A 23074-nucleotide genomic window follows, 5' to 3' on the forward strand; every position below is an offset into this window, starting at 1 on the left:
ATCCGCTGCGCTTATTTTAATGGTCTCTTTTACATAAAGCGGCTAAATAAATACCCCCCCTTTAAATAGCAATACTTTGTAAGTGTTTTTTCTTCTTACAAATGTGCATTATTACAGTTTAAATCTATACTTAATCTACGACTAATAGATTGGTAGAGCGATGAAAGGTATTATTTTTACTGAATTTTTACAAATGGTCGAAAGCACATTTTCACCTGCCGTTGCCGATCAAATTATTGAACAAAACGAACTGGATTCCAATGGGATTTACACCAGCGTTGGTAACTATAACAAGCAAGAGCTTTTAAAATTAGTGACTTCGTTGAGCAACATTGTCGATATTCCAGTAGATGTACTGGTTAAAGAGTACGGAAAATATCTGTTAACGCGCTTCTTAGTTTACTATCCACAGTTTTTTGAAAACCTCACTACCACGTTTGATTTTTTAGATACCATAGATAGACACGTGCATGTAGAAGTTGAAAAATTGTACACCGACGTTGAGTTACCTAGTTTTCAAACCAAGCGATTAAGTGATACTCAAATGCAGATGGTTTACCATTCGAGTAATCCCTTTGCAGTGCTCGCTGAGGGGTTAATAGAAGGTGCAGCCGAGCATTTTAAGGAAAATATCAGCATACGCAGCGATATCAGTGACGATCATCAAGTTGCTACATTTAACTTAACTCTGGTCGGTTAAATATGGATATAGCTCTTTTACAGCGCAGATTAGAACGAGAGCGTTTGGCACGAAAAGAAGCTGAAAAACTACTTGAAGCCAAATCGTTACAGCTTTACGAAGCCAATAAGGTACTCAAAGGTGCGGCTGAAAATTTGGAGCAGGAGGTTGCTAACAGAACTCACGACCTTGAACTGGCTAAACAAGATGCAGAAGCTGCGAATGAGGCTAAATCAGACTTTTTAGCAAACATGAGCCATGAGATTCGCACCCCGATGAATGCCATAATAGGCATGGCTTATTTGGCTTTAGATACTGAGCTTTCGGAAAAACAGCGCGACTATGTTGAAAAAATTCATTATTCGGCAGAGTCTTTATTAGGAATAATTAATGATATTTTAGACTTTTCAAAGGTTGAAGCGGGTAAAATAGAGCTAGAACAAAAAGAATTCAATTTTAATACCTTCCTAGAAAATCTTGTAAATATTATTAGCACGCTAGCATCACAAAGAAAAATTGAAGTGGTGTTTGATATTGACCCCTTACTGCCTGACTTTTTTATTGGTGATGCATTAAGACTCAACCAAGTACTATTAAATCTGTTAAATAATGCACTTAAATTTTCAACACGGGGTAAGGTTATATTAGCTGTAAAACTAGTTCAGAAAGTAGATAGTTATTGCAGTGTTGCTTTCTCTATTTCAGATAACGGCATTGGGATGACCCAAGCACAAGTTGACTCACTATTTAAACCTTTTACTCAGGCTGACGTATCGACAACCCGAAAGTTTGGTGGAACGGGGCTTGGTTTGGTAATAAGCAAAACATTGGTCGAACTAATGCAGGGCGATATTACAGTAAACAGCAAATTAAATAAGGGGAGCTGCTTTAGTTTTACTATTCCACTCAATTATTCGACTAAGCAAAATGAGTTTGACATATCACATATTAGAGCCAAGCGAGCACTTGTTATTGAGAGTTCAGATAGTCAGTTAACATCATTACAAACGCTGCTTTTAGGTTTTGAAGTAAAATTTGACACTGTAAATAACATCAACCAAGTATTAGACCGGCTAGGTATGCTACATGATTACGATTTTATATTTATAGATTGGCGAACGTTAAATTTAAATCATGATAGTGCTGCGCAGTCTTTGCGCAATAAGCTTAAATTAAATGCAAAAAAGCTAATTGTAATAGCGCCTTGTGAAAATAAAGCGCTAAACGAAAGCCTACTAGGGTTTGGTAATAACACTTATAAAGTACTCATAAAACCAATAATTAAAAGTACTTTGCATAACGTACTTTTACAAATTATGCATATAAAAACACTAAAAAAACCAGAATCACAAGAGAGCTTAAATACACAAAACACACTACAAAAACTGCAAGGCATTCATATTTTATTGGTTGAAGATAACCCGCTCAATCAACAAGTAGCAACACAAATACTGCGTAAAAATGGCTTAATTGTTGATATTGCTAACGATGGCCTTGAGGCATTAGATGCGCTAAAACATAAAACTTACGATGGTGTGTTAATGGACTGCCAAATGCCTAGAATGGATGGTTATACGGCAGCCACAGAAATAAAAAAACAAGCAAAGTTTAAAAATTTACCCATTATTGCAATGACTGCTAATACAAGAGAAACGGATTTATTAAAGGCGCAAGATTGCGGTATGGATGGCTATATTTCAAAGCCCATTAAGGTTGAAAGTATGTTTGAAGTAATAGCAAAGTGGGTGTGTATTTAATTTTTGTTTTTGAGTTGTTTACTAAATAAGTTAGTGAGACAAAAAAGGCAAGCATTAGCTTGCCAAGAAGGGTGTAAATTAGTTTAACTTTATGCTATTTGTTTCTCAGCTAGGTTGAGCTCCATAGTTGCTTTTAATAAACGGTATAGGTTAATTGATGCGTCAATTTCTTCTTTACGGTTTGTTAAGCTTTCAATGTTTAAACCCAGTGGCACGTCTAAGTGCGCACAGCTTTTTAAAATTGAATCGAGATTTTCGCGGCAAATACGCACCGATTCACTCAAGGTGTTGTCTGCGTCAAGCATGCGCCATTTGGTCGCCTCTGGTACTGAAATACCCAACCACTGCATAAACTCTAGGGTTTTATCACCGCCACATGGTGTAAACGTGAGTATAATACGTTTTGGTGTAACGCCTTGTGCCTTGCAGGTACGCGCGTAACTTGTTATTAAATCAATAGTAGCTTGAGCATTATAAACCGCTTGCGATATAAAAAATTGGCAACCTTGTGTTGTTTTTTCTATTAAGCGTTCGTGTTCATTGCGCTTGCTTGCATGTCGCTCTGCAATGGTTACGCCTCCTAAAAAGAAGTCATCACTTTGCTCAGCTAATGTTTTATAAGCGTCAGGTAGGCTTAGTTTAATATCACCTTCCGACGATGGGCTACCCACTAAAACGACATTTTTTAAATCAAACTCGTTTTTAGTTTCATCTAGCCACTCTTTAAATTCAGCCTCACCGCGTTGCGCTACGCTTTTGTAGGTAATTACATCTAGGCGTGATAAGTCTTTTAGCAACTTACTGTACTCACGCGGATCAACCGTTTGTTTAAATGGAAACGGACGAGCCTGATTAGTACGGCTGCTCTCATCTTGAATATCGTAAATTACAACACCGTCGTATTCGATTTCGTGTAAGCGGCCTAATAGTTTTTCTGCAATGGTTTTTAACTGCGCTTTATCAGTGCCTATTTTGGGTGGCGTTGTACCAATAAGATAAACACCTTGATTAGTGTCCTCAATTTTCTCTTGAAGTGATAAAGCCATAATCCTCATTCCAGCTCAATGGTTGATGGATTAAATATAGCAGCCATTTAGACGTCTAGATAGATTTTTTAAGTGAAAGTTTTTCAAGCAACGTGAGGATTATTCATACAAAGGAGTTCCTAAATTAAGTGCAAGACATAGTTGTTTACATAATAAAGCGACTGAGGGCTCTTATATTCATTGGCTTTGGGGCATAATTAGTAGTGAAATTGTAAATATTTTGACAACAACTTTGCTCAATTTACTAAAGGACAATTATGAAATTTAAATTATTAGCAACAAGCCTTGCGGTATCACTCGCTTTAACTGGCTGTGCAATGCAAAAAAATGAAACGACGCAAACAGCAAAACAAGAACAAATAAAAAAAGCTGATGACCGTGTTTTTTCACAAGATTACCTAATTGAAGAGCTTGAGAATGGCTTACGTGTAATGGTTGTAAAAACGGATTACCCTGATGTCGTTTCGCTGCAAATACCGGTTTCTGTTGGCTCGCGTAATGAAGTAGAAGCGGGTAAAACTGGTTTTGCTCATTTTTTTGAACATATGGTATTTAAAGGCTCTAAAAAATTTCCGCAAGACGAATACACCGCCATATTCAAAAATGCAGGGGTTGATAACCGTGCATACACTACCAACGATTACACTAACTACCATTTAAACTTTTCAAAGCAGCACCTTGATAAAGTACTTGAGATTGAAGCTGATATTTTCCAAAACTTAACCTACACCGAAGAGCAATTTAGAACCGAAGCATTGACGGTAAAAGGTGAGTACTTAAAAAATAACGCCAGCCCAATTCGTAAGTTATTAAGTGCTGTGCGTGCAGAGGCTTTTGAAAAACACACTTATAAACACACCACAATGGGCTTTTTTGAAGACATAGAAGCCATGCCAGACCAAATGGCTTACGGTAAAGAGTTTTTTGATAAGTTTTATAAGCCAGAATATGTATCGCTAGTTATTGTGGGTGATGTTGACCCAAAAGCCACAATGGCAATGGTTAAAAAACACTGGGGTGGTTGGGAAAAAGGCAATTACGTTGCCGATATTAAAGCTGAGCCAAAACAGCAAGCTCCTAAGTATTTGCATGAACAAAATAAAGCCTTGCCGGGGCATTGGCTATTGGTATCGTATAAGGGGGCTGCGTGGGAACCCGCTAAAAAAGACAGAGCTGCACTTGATTTAATCTCGCAGCTTTATTTTTCAAGTAACTCAGATTTATATCAAGAGCTCGTTGTTGATAAACAAATAGCGAGTCAAATGTTTACTTATAATCCAGAAACCAAAGATCCAGGCTTACTGCATGTATTTGTAAAAGTAGAAAACGCTGATGATTTAGCAAAAGCGCGTGATGCAATTAACCGCACTTATGCAAAAGCCAGAACAGAGTTGGTCGATGCACAAAAATTAAGTGACTTAAAGTCTAACCTTAAATATGGCTTTATTAATGGTTTAGATTCTTCGCAAGCAATTGCATCAACCCTTGCAAGTTACATGCATTTTGAACGCGATCCTGAAGTAATTAACCAGCTTTATAAGTCGGCCGACAACATCACAGCAGAAGATATTAAAGCGGTTGCTAATAAATACTTTGTAGATAACACGCGTACTACCGTGACTATGTCGGCACTTGATAAAGCACCGGGGTTTGCAGAAGAGGCGAGTTTAAGTGCAGTAGTTGCAAAACTTGAACAAGCCCCAGAGGCACCTGTATTTAAAGTGCTTGATAAAACCAATAGCTCGCCGCTGATTGATGTAAACTTTTTATTTAATACAGGGGCAGCTGCTGATCCTCAAGGTAAAAAAGGTGTAGCTGCGCTTACCGCCGCAATGCTTGCTCAAGGTGGTTCGCAAAGTACCAGCTACAAAGAAATCCAAAAAGCGCTTTATCCGCTTGCGGGTAGCTTTGGTTACCAAATAGATAAAGAAATGCTGTCGTTCCAGGGGCGTATTCATAAAGATAACGCTGAAACTTGGTATGCACTTATCAGCGAGCAACTACTTAACCCAGGTTTTAGAGACGATGACTTTAAACGCCTTAAAAAAGAAATGATCGACGGTATTAAGTCTGGCTTAAAAGCATCTAATGATGAAGAGCTAGGTAAAGAAGTGCTTTACAGTACGCTTTATAAAGGCCACCCATACGAGAGCTACAACTATGGTGATATTTCAGACTTAGAAGCACTTACTCTTGATGATGTAAAAGCATTTTACAACACAGAGCTTACCCAATCTAAACTAACATTGGGTTTAATTGGCGCTGTGCCTAACGCGCTTAAAGCCGAAATGATGAGCGATTTAGCAACCCTACCTAAAGGCGAGCAAAGCCGTTTAAGTATCCCTGATGCACCAGAACTTAAAGGTCATCATGCTACTATTGTTGAAAAATCGGCGCAATCTACTGCGGTATCGTTTGGTTTCCCTATTGATACTATTCGTAGCAGCGAAGATTGGACAGCACTTTGGCTTGTGCGCTCATACTTTGGTGAGCATCGTAGTTCTAACTCATACTTGTATGAGCGAATTCGTCAAACACGCGGTATGAATTACGGTGATTATTCGTACATAGAATACTTCCCACGTGGTATGTTTCAAACTAAACCAGATGCAAATTTAGGACGCTCTGAGCAAATATTCCAAATTTGGTTACGCCCACTGCGCTCTAATAACGATGCACACTTTGCAACACGTACCGCATTGTATGAGCTGGATAAGCTTATTAAAAATGGCTTAACCGAAAAAGACTTTGAGGCAACACGTAATTTTTTAATTAACTACGTGCCGCAGCTTGTAGCAAGTCAAAACCGTCAGTTAGGTTATGCATTGGATAGCGAATTTTATAACACGGATTCGTTTGTGAAATACGTGACAAGTAAGCTTGAAAAGCTAACGCTTGGTGATGTTAATCGCGTAATTAAAGATAATCTGCAAACTGATAACGTGCAGTATGTGTTTATTACCGGTGACGGCGAAGACATGAAAAAACGTTTAGCGTCAGAGCAAACCTCGCCAATGGTTTACAACACAGAAAAACCAGCAGAGCTTGTTGCAGAAGATAAAATTATTGCCGATTATAAATTAGCCATTGAGGCTAACAACATCGAAGTAGTAAAAGTGGACAGTGTTTTTAAATAAAACATTAAACGAAAACTACTTGTAGATAATGAAAAACCCCACGTTTGGGGCTTTTTTATAGCATTGAGCCAACCTTTATCCCTAACCCTAAAAGTATTATTGCGCTTGCTATGGCTATTAAAGTAATGTGGCCTCGTCGTTCTTTTAGTTTATATTTCGACATTTTTTGCTACCTTAACTCATTATAAAAAATACAGTGATCATCCCTAATATAAAGCTGATGACTGACGACAATGCTAAAATTGAGGTTATATTTTGTGTGCTTAAAGCTGGATTAACAGCAGAAGAGTTAGTGTCATCTTCAAGTTTAATTAATTCACCTTGACGTACTTCTAATACTGCACATAAAGCCATCGTTGTTTCTTTTGATGCAGTCCCTTCTTTTTCAACGCGCTGGATGGTGCGTAAGCTTAAGCCGCATGCATCAGCAAGTTGCTGTTGTGTCCAGTTGAGTGTTTGCCTCAAGGTTTTTACTGTTTTGGGATTAAGCTGCATTTTAAAACTCCCCTAGCAAGAGTTCTAAAATAGTGATTAGCAAGTAGCCACCAACTAGCCCTCCAAAAAAGCACCCTGCAATGACTTTGACCGAAGCTCTAGGGGAGTTATTAAGCAGAGACGATTTCTGGTAACTTTTTATAAACTGACCATTCTTATAAAGTGAGCATTCTAATCGGCCTGTTAAAATATTGCGCATTTCAAATATGACTTCAAAATCATCTTTACCATGTTTAAATAAGTGGCCGCTAGCAATCTTTTGGTTTCGTTTGTCACTGACTAATTCATCGTTTATAAATACTTCTTCTTTACCGGTAAAGTAACTTCCAAAGCAGGCTATCTGATTATCACCATCTTGAAAGTAAAATTTATAGCCGAGTTTTTTAGTATTTAATATGTCGTTTTTCATCATCGTTATCCTTGTTGAGTTGATGATGCTAATTTAGCGTTTATTATTATTTTTTACGCCGTCAGGAGTATGCCAGCAAACAGTTTGGCATATGACACTGTGTAAGTCATGTATGTTTAATTACTGATTTTAATATGTTTTATTTACTTTTTGATCTGATTGAAAATTAGTGTTGCTGTCACATCATATTTAATCATTGGTTAGGTAAATAAAAAAATTAAAGAAAAGTGCGTATTTATTTTTGTCAAAAAAACGCTAAGTACATATACTTTATGACGATTATTCTAATAAATCTGAAGGTAAGCGTGCTAGATGATAAATTATTTTTAAAGTTGGTATTGGATACCATGCCAGAACAGGTTGTCGTAATAAACAAAGAAGGAGATATCGTTTTTATAAATAAGGGATGGCAAAACTTTGGTGAAGAAAATGACTGCTCATGCGGTGCTTGGGAAAAAGAAAATTATTTATTTACCTGTAAAAAAGCAGCAGACAATGGTGACGAAATAGGCGTAAGGGCATTGGAAGGAATTAATGCTGTCATTAACGAACAGCAAGACGATTTATATTTAGAATACCCATGTCATAGTGATGATGAAAAACGCTGGTTTATGATGCGTGTTGTACCATTTAAACTTAATACCGATTTTTACTATGTAATTACGCATCAAAATATTACAGAGCGAAAACTCGCTGAAGAAGAAGTTCAGCAACTGGCAAATATTGATGGATTAACCGATATATTTAATCGAGGTTATTTTGATAGCTTTTTAGAGCAAGAGTGGAATAGGTGCAAGCGTTTAAATATGCCCCTTTCATTAGCAATCATTGATTTAGACGATTTTAAATTACTAAACGACACTTATGGTCATCAACAAGGTGATGAGTGTTTAAAGCAAGTTGCGGCAATTCTTGAGCAATATACAAAAAGACCTAGTGATATTTGTGCTCGTTTTGGCGGGGAGGAGTTTGCACTTGTTTATGGCAACACAAGCTCTGAACAAGCAACCACGGTTATTAACGCTATTGTAGAGCAGCTAAAACAGCTTAACATTTGTAACGAACTGTCTTTACCCAGCAAAACACTTACAGTCAGTATTGGTTTGGCAAGTGTTGTTCCCTGTAGTGATTACACGATAGAAAGTATGATTAAAGAGGCTGATGACTTATTGTACAAAGCAAAAGCCACAGGTAAAAACTTATTATGTGTGGCCGATTTAACAGTGGTTGACTAAATGATAAGTTGTTATGAGTTATGCTTTGTTATACCTAATAACCAGAACAAATAACTAAGGCGTTAACACTTAGAGCTTTAAATCCGTTAGACTTGACCAAAGGCTCTTTTTTATATCAATTTAAGGCAGTTCAGTATTATGCGTCATGAAATTTGGCAACAGCTTCGAAGTGAAGCAAATGAAGTCGTCACTCGCGAACCTCTTTTGGCAAGTCACGTGTATTCATGTATTTTGAATCATGAGTGCTTGGGTTCGGCGTTAAGCTTTATTGTTGCTAATAAATTGGCGGATGCAGTTGTATCGGCATTCACTATTCGCGAATTATTCGATCAATCATTTGTAAAATGTGACCGTATGCTGTCTTTTGTTGCAGAAGACATAAAAGCTGTGAAAGATAGAGACCCTGCCGCTGAAACCTACCTCACTGTTATTTTAAACTTAAAGGGTTTTCATGCTATTCAGGCTCACCGATTAGCTAATTGCCTATGGCAACAGAATCGTAAAGAACTGGCGCGCTTTATCCAAAGTCGAACTTCTGAAGTGTTTGGCGTAGATATTCATCCAGCCTGTAAAGTTGGTAAAGGCATCATGTTTGACCACGCAACGGGTATTGTCATCGGTGAAACGGCAGTTATTGAAGATAATGTATCAATACTGCAATCGGTAACGCTTGGTGGTACTGGTAACGAGCAAGGCGACCGTCATCCTAAAATTAGAGCTGGTGTGCTTATTGGTGCAGGTGCTAAGGTGCTGGGTAATATTGAGGTAGGCGAGGGCGCGCGTATTGGCGCAGGATCAGTCGTTTTAACCGCGGTGCCGCCACATACCACCGCTGTCGGCGTACCGGCTAAAATTATTGGCAGACCGGATTGTCCGTGTCCTGCACAAAGTATGAACCAAAACTTTTTAGCGACACCAGAGCCTGAAAACGAATCCCATACCAGCGCTATGCTTTAACATGTAAGTAAAATAAAACTTAAAGGGAATTAAAATGAACAAGAATAGCTTATTAACTTTAGGGGTTGGGTTTATTGCTGGTGTAGGTTTGACTTGGGGCTATTTTAACTTAGTCCCAAATGATTTAGAGGCAGCTCAGACACAGCAAATTAATACTCTTTTGCAAAAAAAACATGCCCAGCAATCTAAAAGCAATGAAGAAACACCAAATAAAGTGATACCAGCTGTTACTGAAGAGGTCGTTAGTTTAGAACAAAATGAAAATACAACCTCCACTGCTTTAGAACCTCAAGAAATTGATGAGCTCCCCCTAGAAGAACAAGTTACACAACTTAAGCTGCAATTAGCTAAGCAAAAGTCGTTAATGGAAAATGTGGTGAAGCAGTTGCGTGCCCCAAATGATGTTGAAGCCGCTTTACAGGCTCAGTTTGATGAACAACAACGTAATGAAGAATGGGCTTATCAAACTGAAACCGCATTGCAGGATTTTTTACTTACCGCAGATTTAACCTCAATGCCTGATATTGTGAGCGCAGAATGTAAGTCATCGGTTTGTAAATTTAAACTAGCAGCGCCAACGGGTAACGATATATTCGATCATACCCATTGGCGAGAGCTTAACGATAAGTTAATGAAGCAAGAGTTTTGGTTACAGTTTAAAAGAACAACCTCCACCTCGAGCGACAGTGAATTAACTCTATTAATGACAACAGAGCTTTAACTGAAAGCGTATTTTATGATGCTGTTGATTTTATTATGCCATCGCCAAGCTCTGTAATTAACACATCGCCTGTTTTAATTTGGCCCACCGATTTAACTACTTTCCCCTGTGGTGTTTTAGTGATGCTGTAGCCACGCGCTAGAACATTAAGGGGGCTTACTGAGTCGAGCTTACTTGCTTGTAATGCTAGGTTATTATTGGCTTGCTGTAATTGCTGTTGAATAGCCTGGTTTAACCTTGCTTGTAACTGCGACAGTTGATGTGAAGCTTGCGCTAGCTTTTTATCCGGTGATTGGCGCATTAAGCGCGGTGTTAAACTGTTTAGATTACGTTCTTGTTGGTATAAACGCTGCAGCATAGCTTGTTGCAAAGCAATGCTTAGCTCGTCTAATCGTTGCGCCTTTTGATTGAGCTGATTGCGCGGATGGCACAAGTTAAGACGATGCTGTAATTGCGTAGCAAGCGCGCGCTTATCAGCAATATCGTGTTTAAAGGCATTGCTTAAACGGTTAATGAGTTGCGTTACTTTGTTATGTAGCTCTTGCGTGTTAGGGCTTACAAGCTCAGCAGCCGCTGATGGCGTCGCAGCGCGAACATCGGCAACGTAATCGCTAATGGTTGTGTCTATCTCGTGGCCTACCGCACTGACTATGGGTAATTCACTTTGATAAATAGCACGCGCAAGTTGTTCGTGGTTAAAACACCATAAATCTTCAAGTGAACCGCCGCCGCGTCCTAAAATAAGTGCGTCTACTTCATTACGTGCATTAGCTAATTCTATTTGATTAATTAAATGCACATGGGCTTCTTTGCCCTGCACCATAGCAGGGTAAATGATAACTTCTAATTGCGGCGCACGGCGTTTAAGTACGGTTAAAATATCTTTTATGGCAGCGCCGGTTGCTGAGGTAACCACACCAATACGGTTTATATTTTGCGGCAATGTTTTTTTGTAGGCAGAGCTAAATAAGCCCTCTGCGGCTAGGCGCATTTTTAATGCATCAAACTCTTGTTTAAGTTGGCCCTCACCTGCGGGTTCCATATGCTCAACAATAAGCTGATAATCACCGCGTGGTTCGTAAAGTGACACGCGTGCCTTTACGGTAACTTGTGCGCCATTTGCAGGGCGGTAACTTTGGCTTCGGTTGTTACCTCGCCACATAGCGGCTTTAATTTGTGCTTTGTCATCTTTTAACGAAAAATACCAATGCCCAGATGCTGGCGCAATAAAATTAGAAATTTCGCCAGTCAGCACTAATGAAGCAAAGCCTTGCTCTAATACTGTTCTGATCTCTCTATTAAGGCGCGAAACGGTATAAACCGTCTGCGAAGGCTTCGAAAACATAAAAAACAACCTAAAACTATTTATGAGGCAAGTTTATCATAAATATTTGCGAAATATTATTTACGAATGCCAACAACGCTGTTAAAATTTGGCCGCAATTCCTTATCTTAGATCCACATGTGAGAAGTTGCCAAAATGCTTAGAATTGCTAAAGAAGCTCTTACCTTTGATGACGTACTTTTAGTACCTGGTCATTCTACTGTTTTGCCACACACGGCAAATATTTCAACTCGCTTAACGCGTGGTATCAAACTTAACTTGCCGCTTATTTCAGCATCTATGGATACTGTTACAGAAGCTCGTTTAGCTATTGCCCTTGCGCAAGAAGGTGGTCTTGGTTTTATTCATAAAAACATGACTATTGAAGAACAAGCGAAAAACGTACGTAAAGTTAAAACCTACGAAGCGGGTATTGTGTCTTACCCGGTAACAGTGACTGCTGATTTAACAATTGCAGATGCTATGGACCTTGCTGAAGAAAAAGGGTTTTCAGGCTTTCCAGTTACCGACCCAGAAAACACCTTAGTAGGTATTGTTACGAGTCGCGATATGCGTTTTGAAACAAAACTTGAACAGCCAATTTCGACTGTTATGACTAAAAAAGAAAAGCTTGTTACCGTTAAGGAAGGCGCAGCTCGCGAAGAAATTTTAGGCCTAATGCATGAGCATCGTATTGAGAAGATTTTAGTTGTTGATGATGCGTTTAAACTTAAGGGCATGATCACCGTAAAAGATTACCAAAAAGCGCAAGATAAACCACATGCATGTAAAGACGAGTTAGGTCGTTTACGTGTAGGTGCTGCTGTAGGTGTTGGCGCCGGTACTGATGAGCGTATTGCTGCACTAGTTGAAGCGGGTGTTGATGTATTACTTATTGACACTTCTCATGGCCACTCTCAAGGTGTAATTGACCGTGTATCGCAAACTCGCCAGGCTTATCCAGACCTTCAAATTGTAGCGGGTAATGTTGCAACTGCTGAAGGAGCAATAGCGCTTGCTGATGCAGGTGTTGATGCAGTAAAAGTAGGTATCGGCCCAGGTTCAATTTGTACAACGCGTATTGTTACTGGTTGTGGTGTACCACAAATTACGGCTATTTCTGATGCAGTTGATGGTTTAAAAGGTCGCGACATTCCAGTAATTGCTGATGGCGGTATTCGTTTCTCAGGTGACATCGTAAAAGCGCTTGTTGCAGGTGCATCGTGTGTGATGGTGGGCTCAATGCTTGCTGGTACTGAAGAGGCGCCTGGTGAAGTAGAACTATACCAAGGGCGTTACTACAAATCATACCGTGGTATGGGCAGCTTAGGCGCGATGGACCAAAAAGAAGGTTCATCGGATCGTTACTTCCAAAAATCAAACGAAGCAGACAAGTTGGTACCTGAAGGTATTGAAGGTCGCGTAGCTTATAAAGGGCCAATTGCGACTATTATTCACCAGCAGGTAGGCGGTCTTCGTAGTGCAATGGGCTTAACGGGTTGTGCAACTATTGAAGAGCTTAATACAAAACCTCAGTTTGTACGTGTTACATCTGCAGGTATGGGTGAGTCGCACGTACATGATGTGCAAATTACCAAAGAAGCACCAAATTACCGCTTAGGTTAAGCGCGTAATTAATAATTTATTGGGCTTGCTTTGCAAGCCCTCTTTTTAGTCGTTTATATAAATACCAATTGCATTAATAAAGTGGTCAATTATTGCGACAGATAAATGGCTCAATAACGAGGCAAAAATTTCGATTTTTAGTTTCTTCTAAATAAGAAGTTTTTAACGTGGTTAGTGAGTTATTTAGCCTGCAAGAATTAGTAATGTTTAATAAAATTGGTATTCAAAGCGGCATTTAGCATTAGCATCTACTTTACGAGATACTCCATGAGCAAAGATATTCACGATTCACGAATTCTCATTTTAGACTTTGGTTCACAATACACGCAATTAATCGCGCGCCGTATACGCGAAATTGGTGTTTACTGTGAGCTGTGGGCATGGGATGTGACTGAAGAGCAAATCCGCGAGTTTAACCCACAAGGTATCATTCTTTCTGGTGGCCCAGAATCAACAACACTTGAAAACAGCCCGCGCGCTCCTGAGTATGTGTTTAATGCAGGCGTTCCTGTATTAGGCATTTGTTACGGTATGCAAACAATGGCAACTCAACTTGGCGGCAGCGTTCACAGCTCTGACAAAAAAGAATTTGGTTACGCGCAAGTTGAAAAGGTCGGCAATTGTGCATTGTTTGATGCAATTGAAGATCATATTACCGATGGCGGCAACGGCGTTTTAGACGTATGGATGAGCCACGGCGATAAAGTTATGGAAGTACCAGCAAGCTTTAGCACAACAGCTAAAACACCAACGTGTCCGCATGCTGCTATGTCTAATGAAGAAAAACGTTTTTACGGCGTACAGTTTCACCCAGAAGTAACGCACACTCATCAAGGGCAACGTTTACTAGAGCGCTTTGCAATTGATATTTGTGGTTGTGAAAAACTGTGGACTCCAGCAAAAATTATTGATGATGCCATTGAGCGTATCAAAGACACTGTTGGCGATGATGAAGTTATTTTAGGCTTATCAGGTGGTGTTGATTCATCGGTTGTGGCTATGCTTATTCATCGTGCTATTGGTGAGCGACTAACCTGTGTATTTGTTGATAACGGGCTGCTTCGTTTAAACGAAGGTCAGCAAGTAATGGATATGTTTGGCAATAAATTTGGCTTAAACATTGTAAAAGTAGATGCTGAAGATCAGTTTTTAAATGATTTAGCTGGTAAATCAGATCCAGAAGATAAACGTAAGGCTATTGGCCACACGTTTATTAATGTATTTGATGAGCAAGCTAAAAAGCTTAAAAACGCAAAATGGTTAGGTCAAGGTACTATTTACCCTGACGTAATTGAATCAGCAGCTTCAGCGACTGGTAAAGCGCACGTTATTAAATCTCACCACAATGTGGGCGGATTACCAGATGACATGAAAATGGGCCTAGTTGAGCCACTTCGTGAGTTATTTAAAGATGAAGTACGTAAAATTGGTTTAGAGCTAGGTTTACCGTACGACATGCTTTACCGCCACCCGTTCCCTGGACCAGGTTTAGGTGTACGTGTACTAGGTGAAATTAAAAAAGAGTACTGTGATTTATTACGTCGTGCTGATGCTATCTTCATTGAAGAGCTACACAAAGCCGAGCTTTACCATAAAGTTAGCCAAGCGTTTACCGTGTTCTTACCGGTTAAATCGGTAGGGGTTATGGGTGATGCACGTAAATACGATTGGGTTGTTTCACTTCGTTGTGTTGAAACTATCGACTTTATGACTGCGCGTTGGTCACATTTACCCTATGAGTTTTTAGGTGTGGTTTCTAACCGTATCATTAACGAGATAGATGGTATTTCACGTGTAGTTTACGATATTTCAGGTAAGCCACCTGCAACTATTGAATGGGAATAACTTACCCTGCATTAAGTTTGGTAAATTAAACTGATAAAAAACGGTGAATTAGCATGCTAATTCACCGTTTTGCTTATTAAAAAAGCAGTTGAACTAAATGTGTGATTTTTCTCTTTACCTTTAGCGAAACTTCTCTATAATTCGTCGTCATTGCAGGGGCGTAGTTCCAATTGGTAGAACAGCGGTCTCCAAAACCGACGGTTGGGAGTTCGAATCTCTCCGCCCCTGCCATTTCTTCTTTACATCGTATTTATTAATTCTTATATTATCTTACTTACTAATTTCATCGAGTCGTTATGCATTCAAGGTACGCAGCTGTTTTTGGTATTGAAAACCTCGAACTAAATACTCATTTTTTACCTGCCAGCTCTGAAAATCCTATAAGTAATGTGGAAAATGAATTAACACCTGTTTTATTTGAATCCCTTGAGCTTTCTAGCTCATTACTTGCAGATATTCATCGTGCAGCAGTGCCTGTAGCTATAAATAGCGTGGTTAAAGGTGAGCACATGCAATTAACGGGTGATCAGCTCGAATTACCATCCTCACAACTTAACGCAACCCAAAAACGGGCTTTGTGGGCTTTAATAAGTGAACACCTTGATAAACTTTAAACCTGTAAATAACGATGCTGTAGAGATGCTGATGGCTATCGAAAAGGCATGCCACAGTCATCCTTGGACTTTAAAAACAATGAGTTCATGTATTGGTGGACGTTATTTTAATTTAGCCGCCTTTGATGGTGATGTACTCGTTGGTTTTTACATTGGTGAAAAAGCGGGGCCTGATTTTACGCTTATGGATATATGCGTGACGCCCGAGCATCAAGGTAAGGGGATTGCTAAGCAGCTATTGAGTAAATTTATAGAGTACGGTGAACAGCAAAATGCAGAGAATTTATTTTTAGAAGTACGCGAGTCAAATACACGCGCAATTAAGCTTTATGAGCAGGCCGGATTTATAGAGATGTCGGTACGAAAGAATTATTACCCAAGTGACGATGCAACTAAAAACGGCTTTGAAGATGCCATTTTAATGGGTATGGCATTAAGCTTAGGGTTTATGTGATATTTAGTTGCGGGCAGCTAACGGTTTTATTTTGAGTTAATTGCCTGCTGTATTGCCACTATTACTGAGTTTATAATTTCATCTCTTTGTGATTTATCGTTACTTTTTAGGTTTTCTTCAAGGTCGCCTGCGCTTTTGTAAATAGCATCAAAGTTAAAACATCCTGCGCTGCCTTTAACACTATGTGCTACTGCTTTTAGGCTTTCCCAATCTTGCGTGTGATGCAACGTTTTTATTTGCTTCAAATAATCAGGTAAATTAGCTAAGTAATTATTAGATATTTGCTGAAATTTTTCACTTTTCAACAAATCATCCCACTTATTTTGATTATCTTTTTCAAGATGCAAGTAGCTAACAAGTACGTTTTCGAGCGCATCTTTGTCTATTGGTTTTCCTAGAGCTTTGTCGCAGCCAGCCTCAATATAGGTGCCAATATCGTGATTCATTACGTTTGCGGTAAGCGCAATAATAGGACCGTCGTACGCAGCATGTCGCAGCATTTTAGTGGCTTCAAGCCCACCCATAACAGGCATTTGCATATCCATAATAATTAGCTGATAGTCGTTTACTAGTGCCATTTCTACGGCTTGTGCACCATTATTTGCTATATCAGGCTCAAGCCCCCAAGTTTGCAAAAGCAACTTAATGAGTAACTGATTATCTGGGTTATCTTCGGCTACCAAAATATTTGCGTCAAAGCTGTTAGTAGCAAATGATAAAAGAGGGTCTTTTTCAGGAGTTAATTGTGAATGCTCTTCAAGGAGCTCAAGCGCTGGTGTTTTGCCTGTTAAGTGGCAAGCAGCACTAATAGAAAATTTACTTCCTTCGCCGACTTCGCTTTCTAGTTTTATGTTGCCGCCAAGTAATTGTGCAAGGTTTTTAGATATGCATAATCCTAATCCTGTACCACCAAAGCGTCGCGTGGTTGTCGCATCTGCTTGTTCAAATGGCTTAAATACACGAGAAATTTGATGCTCAGACATACCAATACCGGTATCGGTGATTACAAATTCAATAAGGTTGCTTTTAGCATGATAATGTACACAAATAGTGACATGCCCTTGCTCTGTAAATTTAACAGCGTTGTTTGCTACATTGATTAAAATTTGCTTTAAGCGTGTTACATCCGTGTATATAGTTTGCGGTATTGGTAAGTCAAAAATAATATTAAGTTCTAAACGCTTTTCTTGAGCCAACGGCGTTATGATTGATTCAATATCATGAATTAACTGTACAACGCTCACTGAGGTTTGCTCGACAGCTAACTTTTCAGCCTCAATTTTAGATAAATCCAAAATATTGTTAATTAGTTCAAGTAAGTGCTTTGAATTTCGTAAAATAGTACTTAAATGTTGTTTGTCGTTTACTATTTTATCGTTATGTAGCAACTGCTCCGTAAAGCCCATAATAGCGGTGAGAGGGGTTCGTATTTCATGGCTCATGTTTGCTAAAAAACGGCTTTTAAGTTGGTTAGCTTGCTCTGCTTGAGTAATGGCGAGTTCAAGTTGGCTGTTCATTGACTCAAGCGCTTGAGTTCGGCTTTCTACCTTGTCTTCTAGATGGTGTTTGTATTCTTCGAGCTGTTGCTGATAATGCCTAATTTGATTAACCATGTGATTAAAGTCGTTAAACAATATGCCCACTTCGTCATCGGTATGAGCAGGTAAGCTTACCGCTAAGTCTCCGTCACCGACTCTGTGGCTGGCTGCACCTAACAGTTCTATTGGGTTTAACAATAAGTTACGTACAACAACAAATATTAAAATGGGTAACGAGATCACTGAAATAATAACAATTAGACCTGTAATTAAACTAATTGCCTTGCCCGACTGGTGAAGCACCGCTTTGGGGATCGTTGATACGTAATAGTAACCACCGCTCATTTGTACGGCAAAAATCATACGTTCTATTTTATCTATACTCGACAGCTCAATAGTAGAAAGTGTGCCGATGTCAGCTAAATCATGAACCTTGTTAAGTTCGTATTCGCTAATATATTGGCCACGTAAATTATAGTTAGAGCTAAATAATATTTTACCGTCTTTGGTCAGTAACAAATTAAGCGTGTTGTTATAGGGCGCTTCTAAAATACTGGTATTTAAAATTGAAGGTTCAACATTTACAACAATAAAGCCCAGTTGTTGAGGACGCTTTAGGTAATAACCCACGCTGTCGATTCGCTGAACAAAATATAAGCTAGTGGTGCCGTCGGGTTTTTGAACCATAAACTGCTGTTGGCTTAAATTACTTTGTATAACCTGATTAAAAAAGGGGTAGTTTTTAGGCGCTATCGTTAAATTATTTGAATGATAGGCGTCACTCTTACCGCTAGCCGACACTAAATTTATGCTAATAATATCAGGGTAGGCTTCATTATAACTGGCAAATACATCCATTAGAGCGCCAAGCCTACGTGTATAATTTCCGTCTGAAAGAGCGTCATTAGCTAAAAAGTCGTTAAGTACCGGAGAACGAGATAGTAACTTAGTCGTAGAGTGAAAAGAGTCTATGTAGTTAAACGCTTTTTGTTGCTGCTGCTCAACAAAGCGGCTCATGATCAAATCAGCTTGTTTTTGAGTTGAGTTCGTTACATTAGTTAACGTAAAGCCACCTAAAAATAGCAGGGGCAATATAACAAGCGGAGTTATATACCATAATAATCTAATGCTTAACTTACTGGTTTTCATTAACTAACTAATATCCTTTACGCAATCTTTTTATAGTATGCGTTACAAGTTTATTAAACAAGCCTGCGATTTACTCATCGTTAAAATATACACTTTAGTTAGAGATATACGCTCCAATATACAGAGGTTTTAATTACTTAATTAGTCGATAGTTTGTATTTAGGCAGCGTCTTATTACAAACAAAATGGCTTAAGCTCAAATATTAATAAAAAAGATCAGTTAATAACTAACCATTGATTGTTTAAAGGGTCAAGATCAGCGAAAATAGTCTTTAATTACGATTAACATAACGGATCGCAAACGAGGTGCTAATTTGCTCTTTGTTTTGGTGTGTTGAGGTTTCGAGGTTTAGTTATTTTAGCCTTTAAACGTCTGCACACTTCATAGTGACATTATCCGTATTTAAACTATAAGAACTTTTTAATGGCAGACCAAAACCTCCTTAGCGAAATAAGTAAACGACGTACCTTCGCAATCATCTCGCATCCGGATGCGGGTAAAACCACCATCACCGAAAAAGTACTATTGTTCGGACAAGCGATTCAAAAAGCCGGCACTGTAAAAGGCCGTGGCTCTAATCAGCATGCAAAGTCTGACTGGATGGAAATGGAAAAGGAGCGTGGTATATCGGTTACGACCTCTGTTATGCAATTTCCGTATAACAATGCGCTGGTTAATTTACTTGATACTCCTGGACACGAAGACTTCTCAGAAGATACTTACCGCACGCTGACTGCGGTAGATTCGTGCTTAATGGTTATTGATGCCGCAAAAGGTGTAGAAGAACGTACTCGTAAACTGATGGAAGTTACGCGCCTACGTACTACCCCTATTGTTACCTTTATGAATAAGTGTGACCGTGATATTCGTGACCCAATGGAGCTCCTTGATGAAGTAGAAACAGAGCTAAACATTGCCTGTGCGCCTATTACATGGCCAATTGGTTGTGGTAAAGAGTTTAAAGGTGTTTACCATATTCATAACGACGAAGCGGTTTTATATAAAACAGGCCAAGGCCATACTATTCAAGAAGTACGTACAGTAAAAGGCCTTGATAACCCAGAGCTTGATACTGCTATTGGTGAAGAACTCGCAGAGCAACTACGTGAAGAGTTAGAGCTTGTAATTGGTGCTTCAAACGAATTTGACCTTGAACTATTTTTAGCGGGTGAACTTTCGCCAGTGTACTTTGGTACAGCCCTAGGTAACTTTGGTGTTGACCACGTGCTTGATGGTTTAACGCAGTGGGCGCCTACGCCATTACCGCGTGAAACAGAAGACCGCCAAGTCGTTGCATCAGAAGAAAACTTTACTGGTTTTGTATTTAAAATACAGGCCAACATGGACCCTAAACACCGTGACCGTATTGCCTTTATGCGTATTGTGTCGGGTAAATACAGCCAAGGCATGAAAATGAACCATGTACGCCTTGGTAAACAAGTCAGTATTTCTGATGCGGTAACGTTTATGGCGGGCGATCGTGAGCGTGCAGCAGATGCATTCGCGGGCGACATTATAGGCCTACATAACCACGGTACAATTCAAATTGGCGATACCTTTACGCAAGGCGAAAAGCTTAAATTTAGCGGTATTCCTAACTTTGCGCCTGAACTGTTTCGTCGCATTCGTTTGCGCGATCCGCTTAAGCAAAAGCAGCTATTAAAAGGCCTAGTACAGCTTTCTGAAGAAGGTGCAGTACAAGTATTTAGACCGCTTATTAATAACGACTTAATTGTAGGCGCGGTAGGTGTACTACAGTTTGACGTAGTTGTAGCGCGCTTAAAAGCTGAGTACAACGTAGATGCTATTTACGAAGGTGTAAACGTAAATACAGCGCGCTGGGTAAGCTCAACTGACGTTAAAAAGTTTGAAGAGTTTAAACGCAAGTGCGAAAGCAACTTAGCGCTTGATGGTGGCGATAACCTAACTTACATAGCACCGAGCCGTGTAAACCTTAATTTATCAACAGAGCGTTACCCAGAAGTAACCTTTAACCATACGCGCGAAAACTAGAATCAACTGACTACAGTCAACTGAAAGCCTGCTTAGGCGGGCTTACAAAGGTAAATAATATAATGAACATTCGTACTATTTTAGTAGAAAAAGCCATTGCCGCCATGACCGCAGCTGGCCTACCTGAAGATACAAACCCAGCGGTTACACAAAGCACACGCCCACAGTTTGGTGATTACCAAATTAATGGTGCAATGGGCGCCGCTAAAAAAATGAAAAGCAACCCACGTGAGCTTGCGAAAAAAATTATTGATAACCTAGATGTAAGCGACATTGCTGAAAAAACAGAAATTGCTGGCCCTGGTTTTATAAATATTCATTTAAAGCCTGAGTTTTTAGCCAAAAGCGTAGAAGCGGCTAACAGAGATGCAAAGCTTGCCGTAAACGAGCACGCTAACCCGCAAACTGTTGTGGTAGATTACTCATCGCCAAACCTTGCAAAAGAAATGCACGTAGGCCATTTACGTTCAACCATTATTGGTGATGCCATTGTACGCGCACTAGAATTTAGAGGCGATAAAGTCATTCGTCAAAACCACATGGGCGATTGGGGCACACAATTTGGTATGCTGATTGCACATTTAGAAGATCAAATTAGCCAAGGCGTAGACTTAGAGTCGGTAGCGCTTGCTGATTTAGAAACGTTTTACCGCGACGCTAAAAAACGCTTTGACGATGAAGAAGGCTTTGCCGATAAAGCCCGTGATTACGTCGTTAAACTACAAGGCGGCGATGCGCACTGTGAAAAACTATGGAAATTATTTATAGCAACCTCAGTTAAGCACTCTGAAGAAGTTTACAAACGTCTAAATGTAACGCTTACTCAAGCTGATATTATGGCTGAAAGTGCCTATAACAGCGAGCTTAACGATATTATTAGCTTATTAAAAGATAAAAACATTGCTGTAGAGTCGCAAGGCGCACAAGTGGTGTTTTTAGATGAGCTTGCAAATAAAGATGGCGAGCCATCTGCGTTTATCGTGCAAAAATCAGGCGGTGGCTTTTTATATGCAACCACCGATTTAGCCGCATGTGATTACCGCTCAAATAAATTGGGTGCTGAACGTATTTTAATATTTGTTGATGCACGCCAGAGCCTTCACTTTAACCAAGTAGAGCTTACAGCACGTAAAGCAGGCCTTTTACGCGATGAAACAAGCTACGAGTTTTGCCCGTTTGGCACCATGATGGGCGCCGATGGTAAACCCTTTAAAACCCGTACAGGTGGCACTGTTAAACTTGCTGATTTACTTGAAGAGTCAATCAGCCGTGCAGCAACAAAACTAGCTGAGCGTGAATCCGGTTTATCGGATCATGATCGCAGCGAAATTGCGCGTAAAGTAGGTATTGGCGCAGTTAAATATGCTGATCTTTCTAAGCACCGTACCAGTGATTACATATTTAACTGGGACAGCATGTTAAGCTTTGAAGGCGCTACAGCACCTTACTTACAATATGCTTATACTCGCGTACGTAGTATTTTCCGTAAATCAGGTGTCGATGCCGCTTCGCTAAATGCTGATGTAGCCATCGCTGAGCCGCAAGAAAAAGCACTCGCACTTAAACTACTTCAGCTTGAAGAAGTGCTTGATTTAATGATCTCTGAGGCCACTCCGCACGTATTATGTGGTTACTTATACGAGCTAGCCAGCTTATACATGACATTCTACGAAGCTTGCCCGGTACTTAAAGAAGGCGTAGAGCCAAGCGTTCGTGACAGCCGTTTAGTGTTGTGTAATTTAGTGGCAGATACGTTAAAAATAGGATTGGATTTGTTAGGCATTGAAGTTATGGAGCAAATGTAATCACCGTCGTATTTTAACCTAATACTGCGTTATCCACCCCGACTTACCCTAATTACATACAAACCGTATGCTCATAGGGATAAGTAGGGTTGGATGCCTTGTCTTAGGCTAAACTACTTAGGTGAACGTCTGCTGTGTGAAGTTCACTTTATCAGCACTTCTACACTTGCAGGTGATTTTAGGCTTTACTTGACGAGCTCTTGTAAGTTAATCAATTTTGTAGCTGATAGCTGATAGCTGATAGCTGATAGCTGATAGCTGATAGCTGA

General features: G+C 39.6%; 17 protein-coding genes and 1 tRNA gene. 13 read left to right on the forward strand and 5 right to left on the reverse strand.

All coding sequences use genetic code 11. The features are described from left to right. The first annotated feature begins 160 nt into the window (after positions 1 to 160). Together AC27I2_RS02135 and AC27I2_RS02140 are read left to right on the forward strand one after the other, a co-directional pair. On the forward strand, positions 161 to 700 hold the full coding sequence (locus AC27I2_RS02135) for a heme NO-binding domain-containing protein (RefSeq protein WP_487203400.1): 540 nt from the start codon (positions 161 to 163) through the stop codon (positions 698 to 700). A gap of 2 nt (positions 701 to 702) precedes the next feature. Continuing rightward, on the forward strand, positions 703 to 2436 hold the full coding sequence (locus AC27I2_RS02140; protein WP_487203401.1) for a response regulator: 1734 nt from the start codon (positions 703 to 705) through the stop codon (positions 2434 to 2436). Between the two features lie 89 nt (positions 2437 to 2525). Here AC27I2_RS02140 and AC27I2_RS02145 read toward each other — a convergent pair whose 3' ends face one another. Next, the gene (locus AC27I2_RS02145) at positions 2526 to 3482 is read right to left on the reverse strand and encodes a methylenetetrahydrofolate reductase (RefSeq protein WP_487203402.1); all 957 of its coding nucleotides are present in this window, start codon (positions 3480 to 3482) and stop codon (positions 2526 to 2528) included. A 257-nt stretch (positions 3483 to 3739) separates the two neighbouring features. Here AC27I2_RS02145 and AC27I2_RS02150 point away from each other — a divergent pair, with 257 nt between their 5' ends. Continuing rightward, complete coding sequence (locus AC27I2_RS02150) at positions 3740 to 6619, forward strand: M16 family metallopeptidase (RefSeq protein WP_487203403.1); 2880 nt, start codon at positions 3740 to 3742, stop codon at positions 6617 to 6619. A gap of 174 nt (positions 6620 to 6793) precedes the next feature. Here the strand turns inward: AC27I2_RS02150 and AC27I2_RS02155 are convergent, their stop codons facing one another. Continuing rightward, positions 6794 to 7114 carry a helix-turn-helix domain-containing protein gene (locus AC27I2_RS02155; protein ID WP_487203404.1) on the reverse strand — a complete coding sequence of 107 codons (321 nt, stop codon included), beginning with the start codon at positions 7112 to 7114 and terminating at the stop codon, positions 6794 to 6796. Position 7115: 1 nt separating this feature from the next. After that, positions 7116 to 7523 carry a hypothetical protein gene (locus tag AC27I2_RS02160; protein WP_487203601.1) on the reverse strand — a complete coding sequence of 136 codons (408 nt, stop codon included), beginning with the start codon at positions 7521 to 7523 and terminating at the stop codon, positions 7116 to 7118. A gap of 272 nt (positions 7524 to 7795) precedes the next feature. Between AC27I2_RS02160 and AC27I2_RS02165 the strand changes: the two genes are divergently transcribed. From AC27I2_RS02165 to AC27I2_RS02175, 3 genes are all read left to right on the forward strand, one after another. Continuing rightward, positions 7796 to 8758, forward strand: coding sequence for a GGDEF domain-containing protein (locus AC27I2_RS02165; RefSeq protein ID WP_487203405.1), 963 nt, complete (start codon positions 7796 to 7798; stop codon positions 8756 to 8758). A gap of 138 nt (positions 8759 to 8896) precedes the next feature. Continuing rightward, positions 8897 to 9715, forward strand: a complete 819-nt coding sequence (gene cysE / locus AC27I2_RS02170; RefSeq protein ID WP_058403059.1) for a serine O-acetyltransferase — start codon at positions 8897 to 8899, stop codon at positions 9713 to 9715. 34 nt (positions 9716 to 9749) lie between these two features. Beyond that, positions 9750 to 10436: a hypothetical protein gene (locus tag AC27I2_RS02175; protein ID WP_487203406.1), complete on the forward strand. Its 687-nt coding sequence runs from the start codon at positions 9750 to 9752 to the stop codon at positions 10434 to 10436. Positions 10437 to 10449: 13 nt separating this feature from the next. Here AC27I2_RS02175 and xseA read toward each other — a convergent pair whose 3' ends face one another. Continuing rightward, positions 10450 to 11781, reverse strand: a complete 1332-nt coding sequence (gene xseA / locus AC27I2_RS02180) for an exodeoxyribonuclease VII large subunit (protein WP_487203407.1) — start codon at positions 11779 to 11781, stop codon at positions 10450 to 10452. Between the two features lie 135 nt (positions 11782 to 11916). On the opposite strand from xseA, the gene guaB reads away from it, so the two are divergent. The 5 genes from guaB to rimI all read left to right on the forward strand — a co-directional run bounded on the left by guaB (position 11917) and on the right by rimI (position 16299). Then, positions 11917 to 13386, forward strand: a complete 1470-nt coding sequence (gene guaB, locus AC27I2_RS02185; RefSeq protein WP_058550849.1) for an IMP dehydrogenase — start codon at positions 11917 to 11919, stop codon at positions 13384 to 13386. Between the two features lie 267 nt (positions 13387 to 13653). Further along, on the forward strand, positions 13654 to 15231 hold the full coding sequence (gene guaA / locus AC27I2_RS02190) for a glutamine-hydrolyzing GMP synthase (RefSeq protein WP_058403056.1): 1578 nt from the start codon (positions 13654 to 13656) through the stop codon (positions 15229 to 15231). Positions 15232 to 15385: 154 nt separating this feature from the next. Continuing rightward, a tRNA-Trp gene (locus tag AC27I2_RS02195) sits at positions 15386 to 15462 on the forward strand. A 65-nt stretch (positions 15463 to 15527) separates the two neighbouring features. Further along, positions 15528 to 15845, forward strand: a complete 318-nt coding sequence (locus AC27I2_RS02200) for a hypothetical protein (protein ID WP_058403055.1) — start codon at positions 15528 to 15530, stop codon at positions 15843 to 15845. Next, the gene (gene rimI / locus AC27I2_RS02205; RefSeq protein ID WP_487203602.1) at positions 15832 to 16299 is read left to right on the forward strand and encodes a ribosomal protein S18-alanine N-acetyltransferase; all 468 of its coding nucleotides are present in this window, start codon (positions 15832 to 15834) and stop codon (positions 16297 to 16299) included. Before AC27I2_RS02200 ends, rimI begins: the two co-directional genes overlap by 14 nt. 26 nt (positions 16300 to 16325) lie before the next feature. Here rimI and AC27I2_RS02210 read toward each other — a convergent pair whose 3' ends face one another. Then, the gene (locus tag AC27I2_RS02210; protein ID WP_058403053.1) at positions 16326 to 18986 is read right to left on the reverse strand and encodes an ATP-binding protein; all 2661 of its coding nucleotides are present in this window, start codon (positions 18984 to 18986) and stop codon (positions 16326 to 16328) included. A gap of 424 nt (positions 18987 to 19410) precedes the next feature. Here AC27I2_RS02210 and prfC point away from each other — a divergent pair, with 424 nt between their 5' ends. Together prfC and argS are read left to right on the forward strand one after the other, a co-directional pair. Next, positions 19411 to 21000, forward strand: a complete 1590-nt coding sequence (gene prfC / locus AC27I2_RS02215; RefSeq protein ID WP_058403052.1) for a peptide chain release factor 3 — start codon at positions 19411 to 19413, stop codon at positions 20998 to 21000. Between the two features lie 62 nt (positions 21001 to 21062). Further along, a complete protein-coding gene (gene argS / locus AC27I2_RS02220; RefSeq protein WP_138531051.1) occupies positions 21063 to 22805 on the forward strand; it encodes an arginine--tRNA ligase in 1743 nt (580 codons plus the stop codon). The last annotated feature ends 269 nt before the right edge of the window (positions 22806 to 23074 follow it).

This window comes from Pseudoalteromonas sp. NH0006-46 (assembly GCF_057547735.1).

Bases quoted from the DNA above. Each gene is read 5' to 3' on its own strand.
- AC27I2_RS02135 (WP_487203400.1), top strand. From the start codon at position 161: ATGAAAGGTATTATTTTTACTGAATTTTTACAAATGGTCGAAAGCACA.
- AC27I2_RS02140 (WP_487203401.1), top strand. From the start codon at position 703: ATGGATATAGCTCTTTTACAGCGCAGATTAGAACGAGAGCGTTTGGCA.
- AC27I2_RS02145 (WP_487203402.1), bottom strand. From the start codon at position 3,482: ATGGCTTTATCACTTCAAGAGAAAATTGAGGACACTAATCAAGGTGTT.
- AC27I2_RS02150 (WP_487203403.1), top strand. From the start codon at position 3,740: ATGAAATTTAAATTATTAGCAACAAGCCTTGCGGTATCACTCGCTTTA.
- AC27I2_RS02155 (WP_487203404.1), bottom strand. From the start codon at position 7,114: ATGCAGCTTAATCCCAAAACAGTAAAAACCTTGAGGCAAACACTCAAC.
- AC27I2_RS02160 (WP_487203601.1), bottom strand. From the start codon at position 7,523: ATGAAAAACGACATATTAAATACTAAAAAACTCGGCTATAAATTTTAC.
- AC27I2_RS02165 (WP_487203405.1), top strand. From the start codon at position 7,796: ATGACGATTATTCTAATAAATCTGAAGGTAAGCGTGCTAGATGATAAA.
- cysE (WP_058403059.1), top strand. From the start codon at position 8,897: ATGCGTCATGAAATTTGGCAACAGCTTCGAAGTGAAGCAAATGAAGTC.
- AC27I2_RS02175 (WP_487203406.1), top strand. From the start codon at position 9,750: ATGAACAAGAATAGCTTATTAACTTTAGGGGTTGGGTTTATTGCTGGT.
- xseA (WP_487203407.1), bottom strand. From the start codon at position 11,781: ATGTTTTCGAAGCCTTCGCAGACGGTTTATACCGTTTCGCGCCTTAAT.
- guaB (WP_058550849.1), top strand. From the start codon at position 11,917: ATGCTTAGAATTGCTAAAGAAGCTCTTACCTTTGATGACGTACTTTTA.
- guaA (WP_058403056.1), top strand. From the start codon at position 13,654: ATGAGCAAAGATATTCACGATTCACGAATTCTCATTTTAGACTTTGGT.
- AC27I2_RS02200 (WP_058403055.1), top strand. From the start codon at position 15,528: ATGCATTCAAGGTACGCAGCTGTTTTTGGTATTGAAAACCTCGAACTA.
- AC27I2_RS02210 (WP_058403053.1), bottom strand. From the start codon at position 18,986: ATGAAAACCAGTAAGTTAAGCATTAGATTATTATGGTATATAACTCCG.
- prfC (WP_058403052.1), top strand. From the start codon at position 19,411: ATGGCAGACCAAAACCTCCTTAGCGAAATAAGTAAACGACGTACCTTC.
- argS (WP_138531051.1), top strand. From the start codon at position 21,063: ATGAACATTCGTACTATTTTAGTAGAAAAAGCCATTGCCGCCATGACC.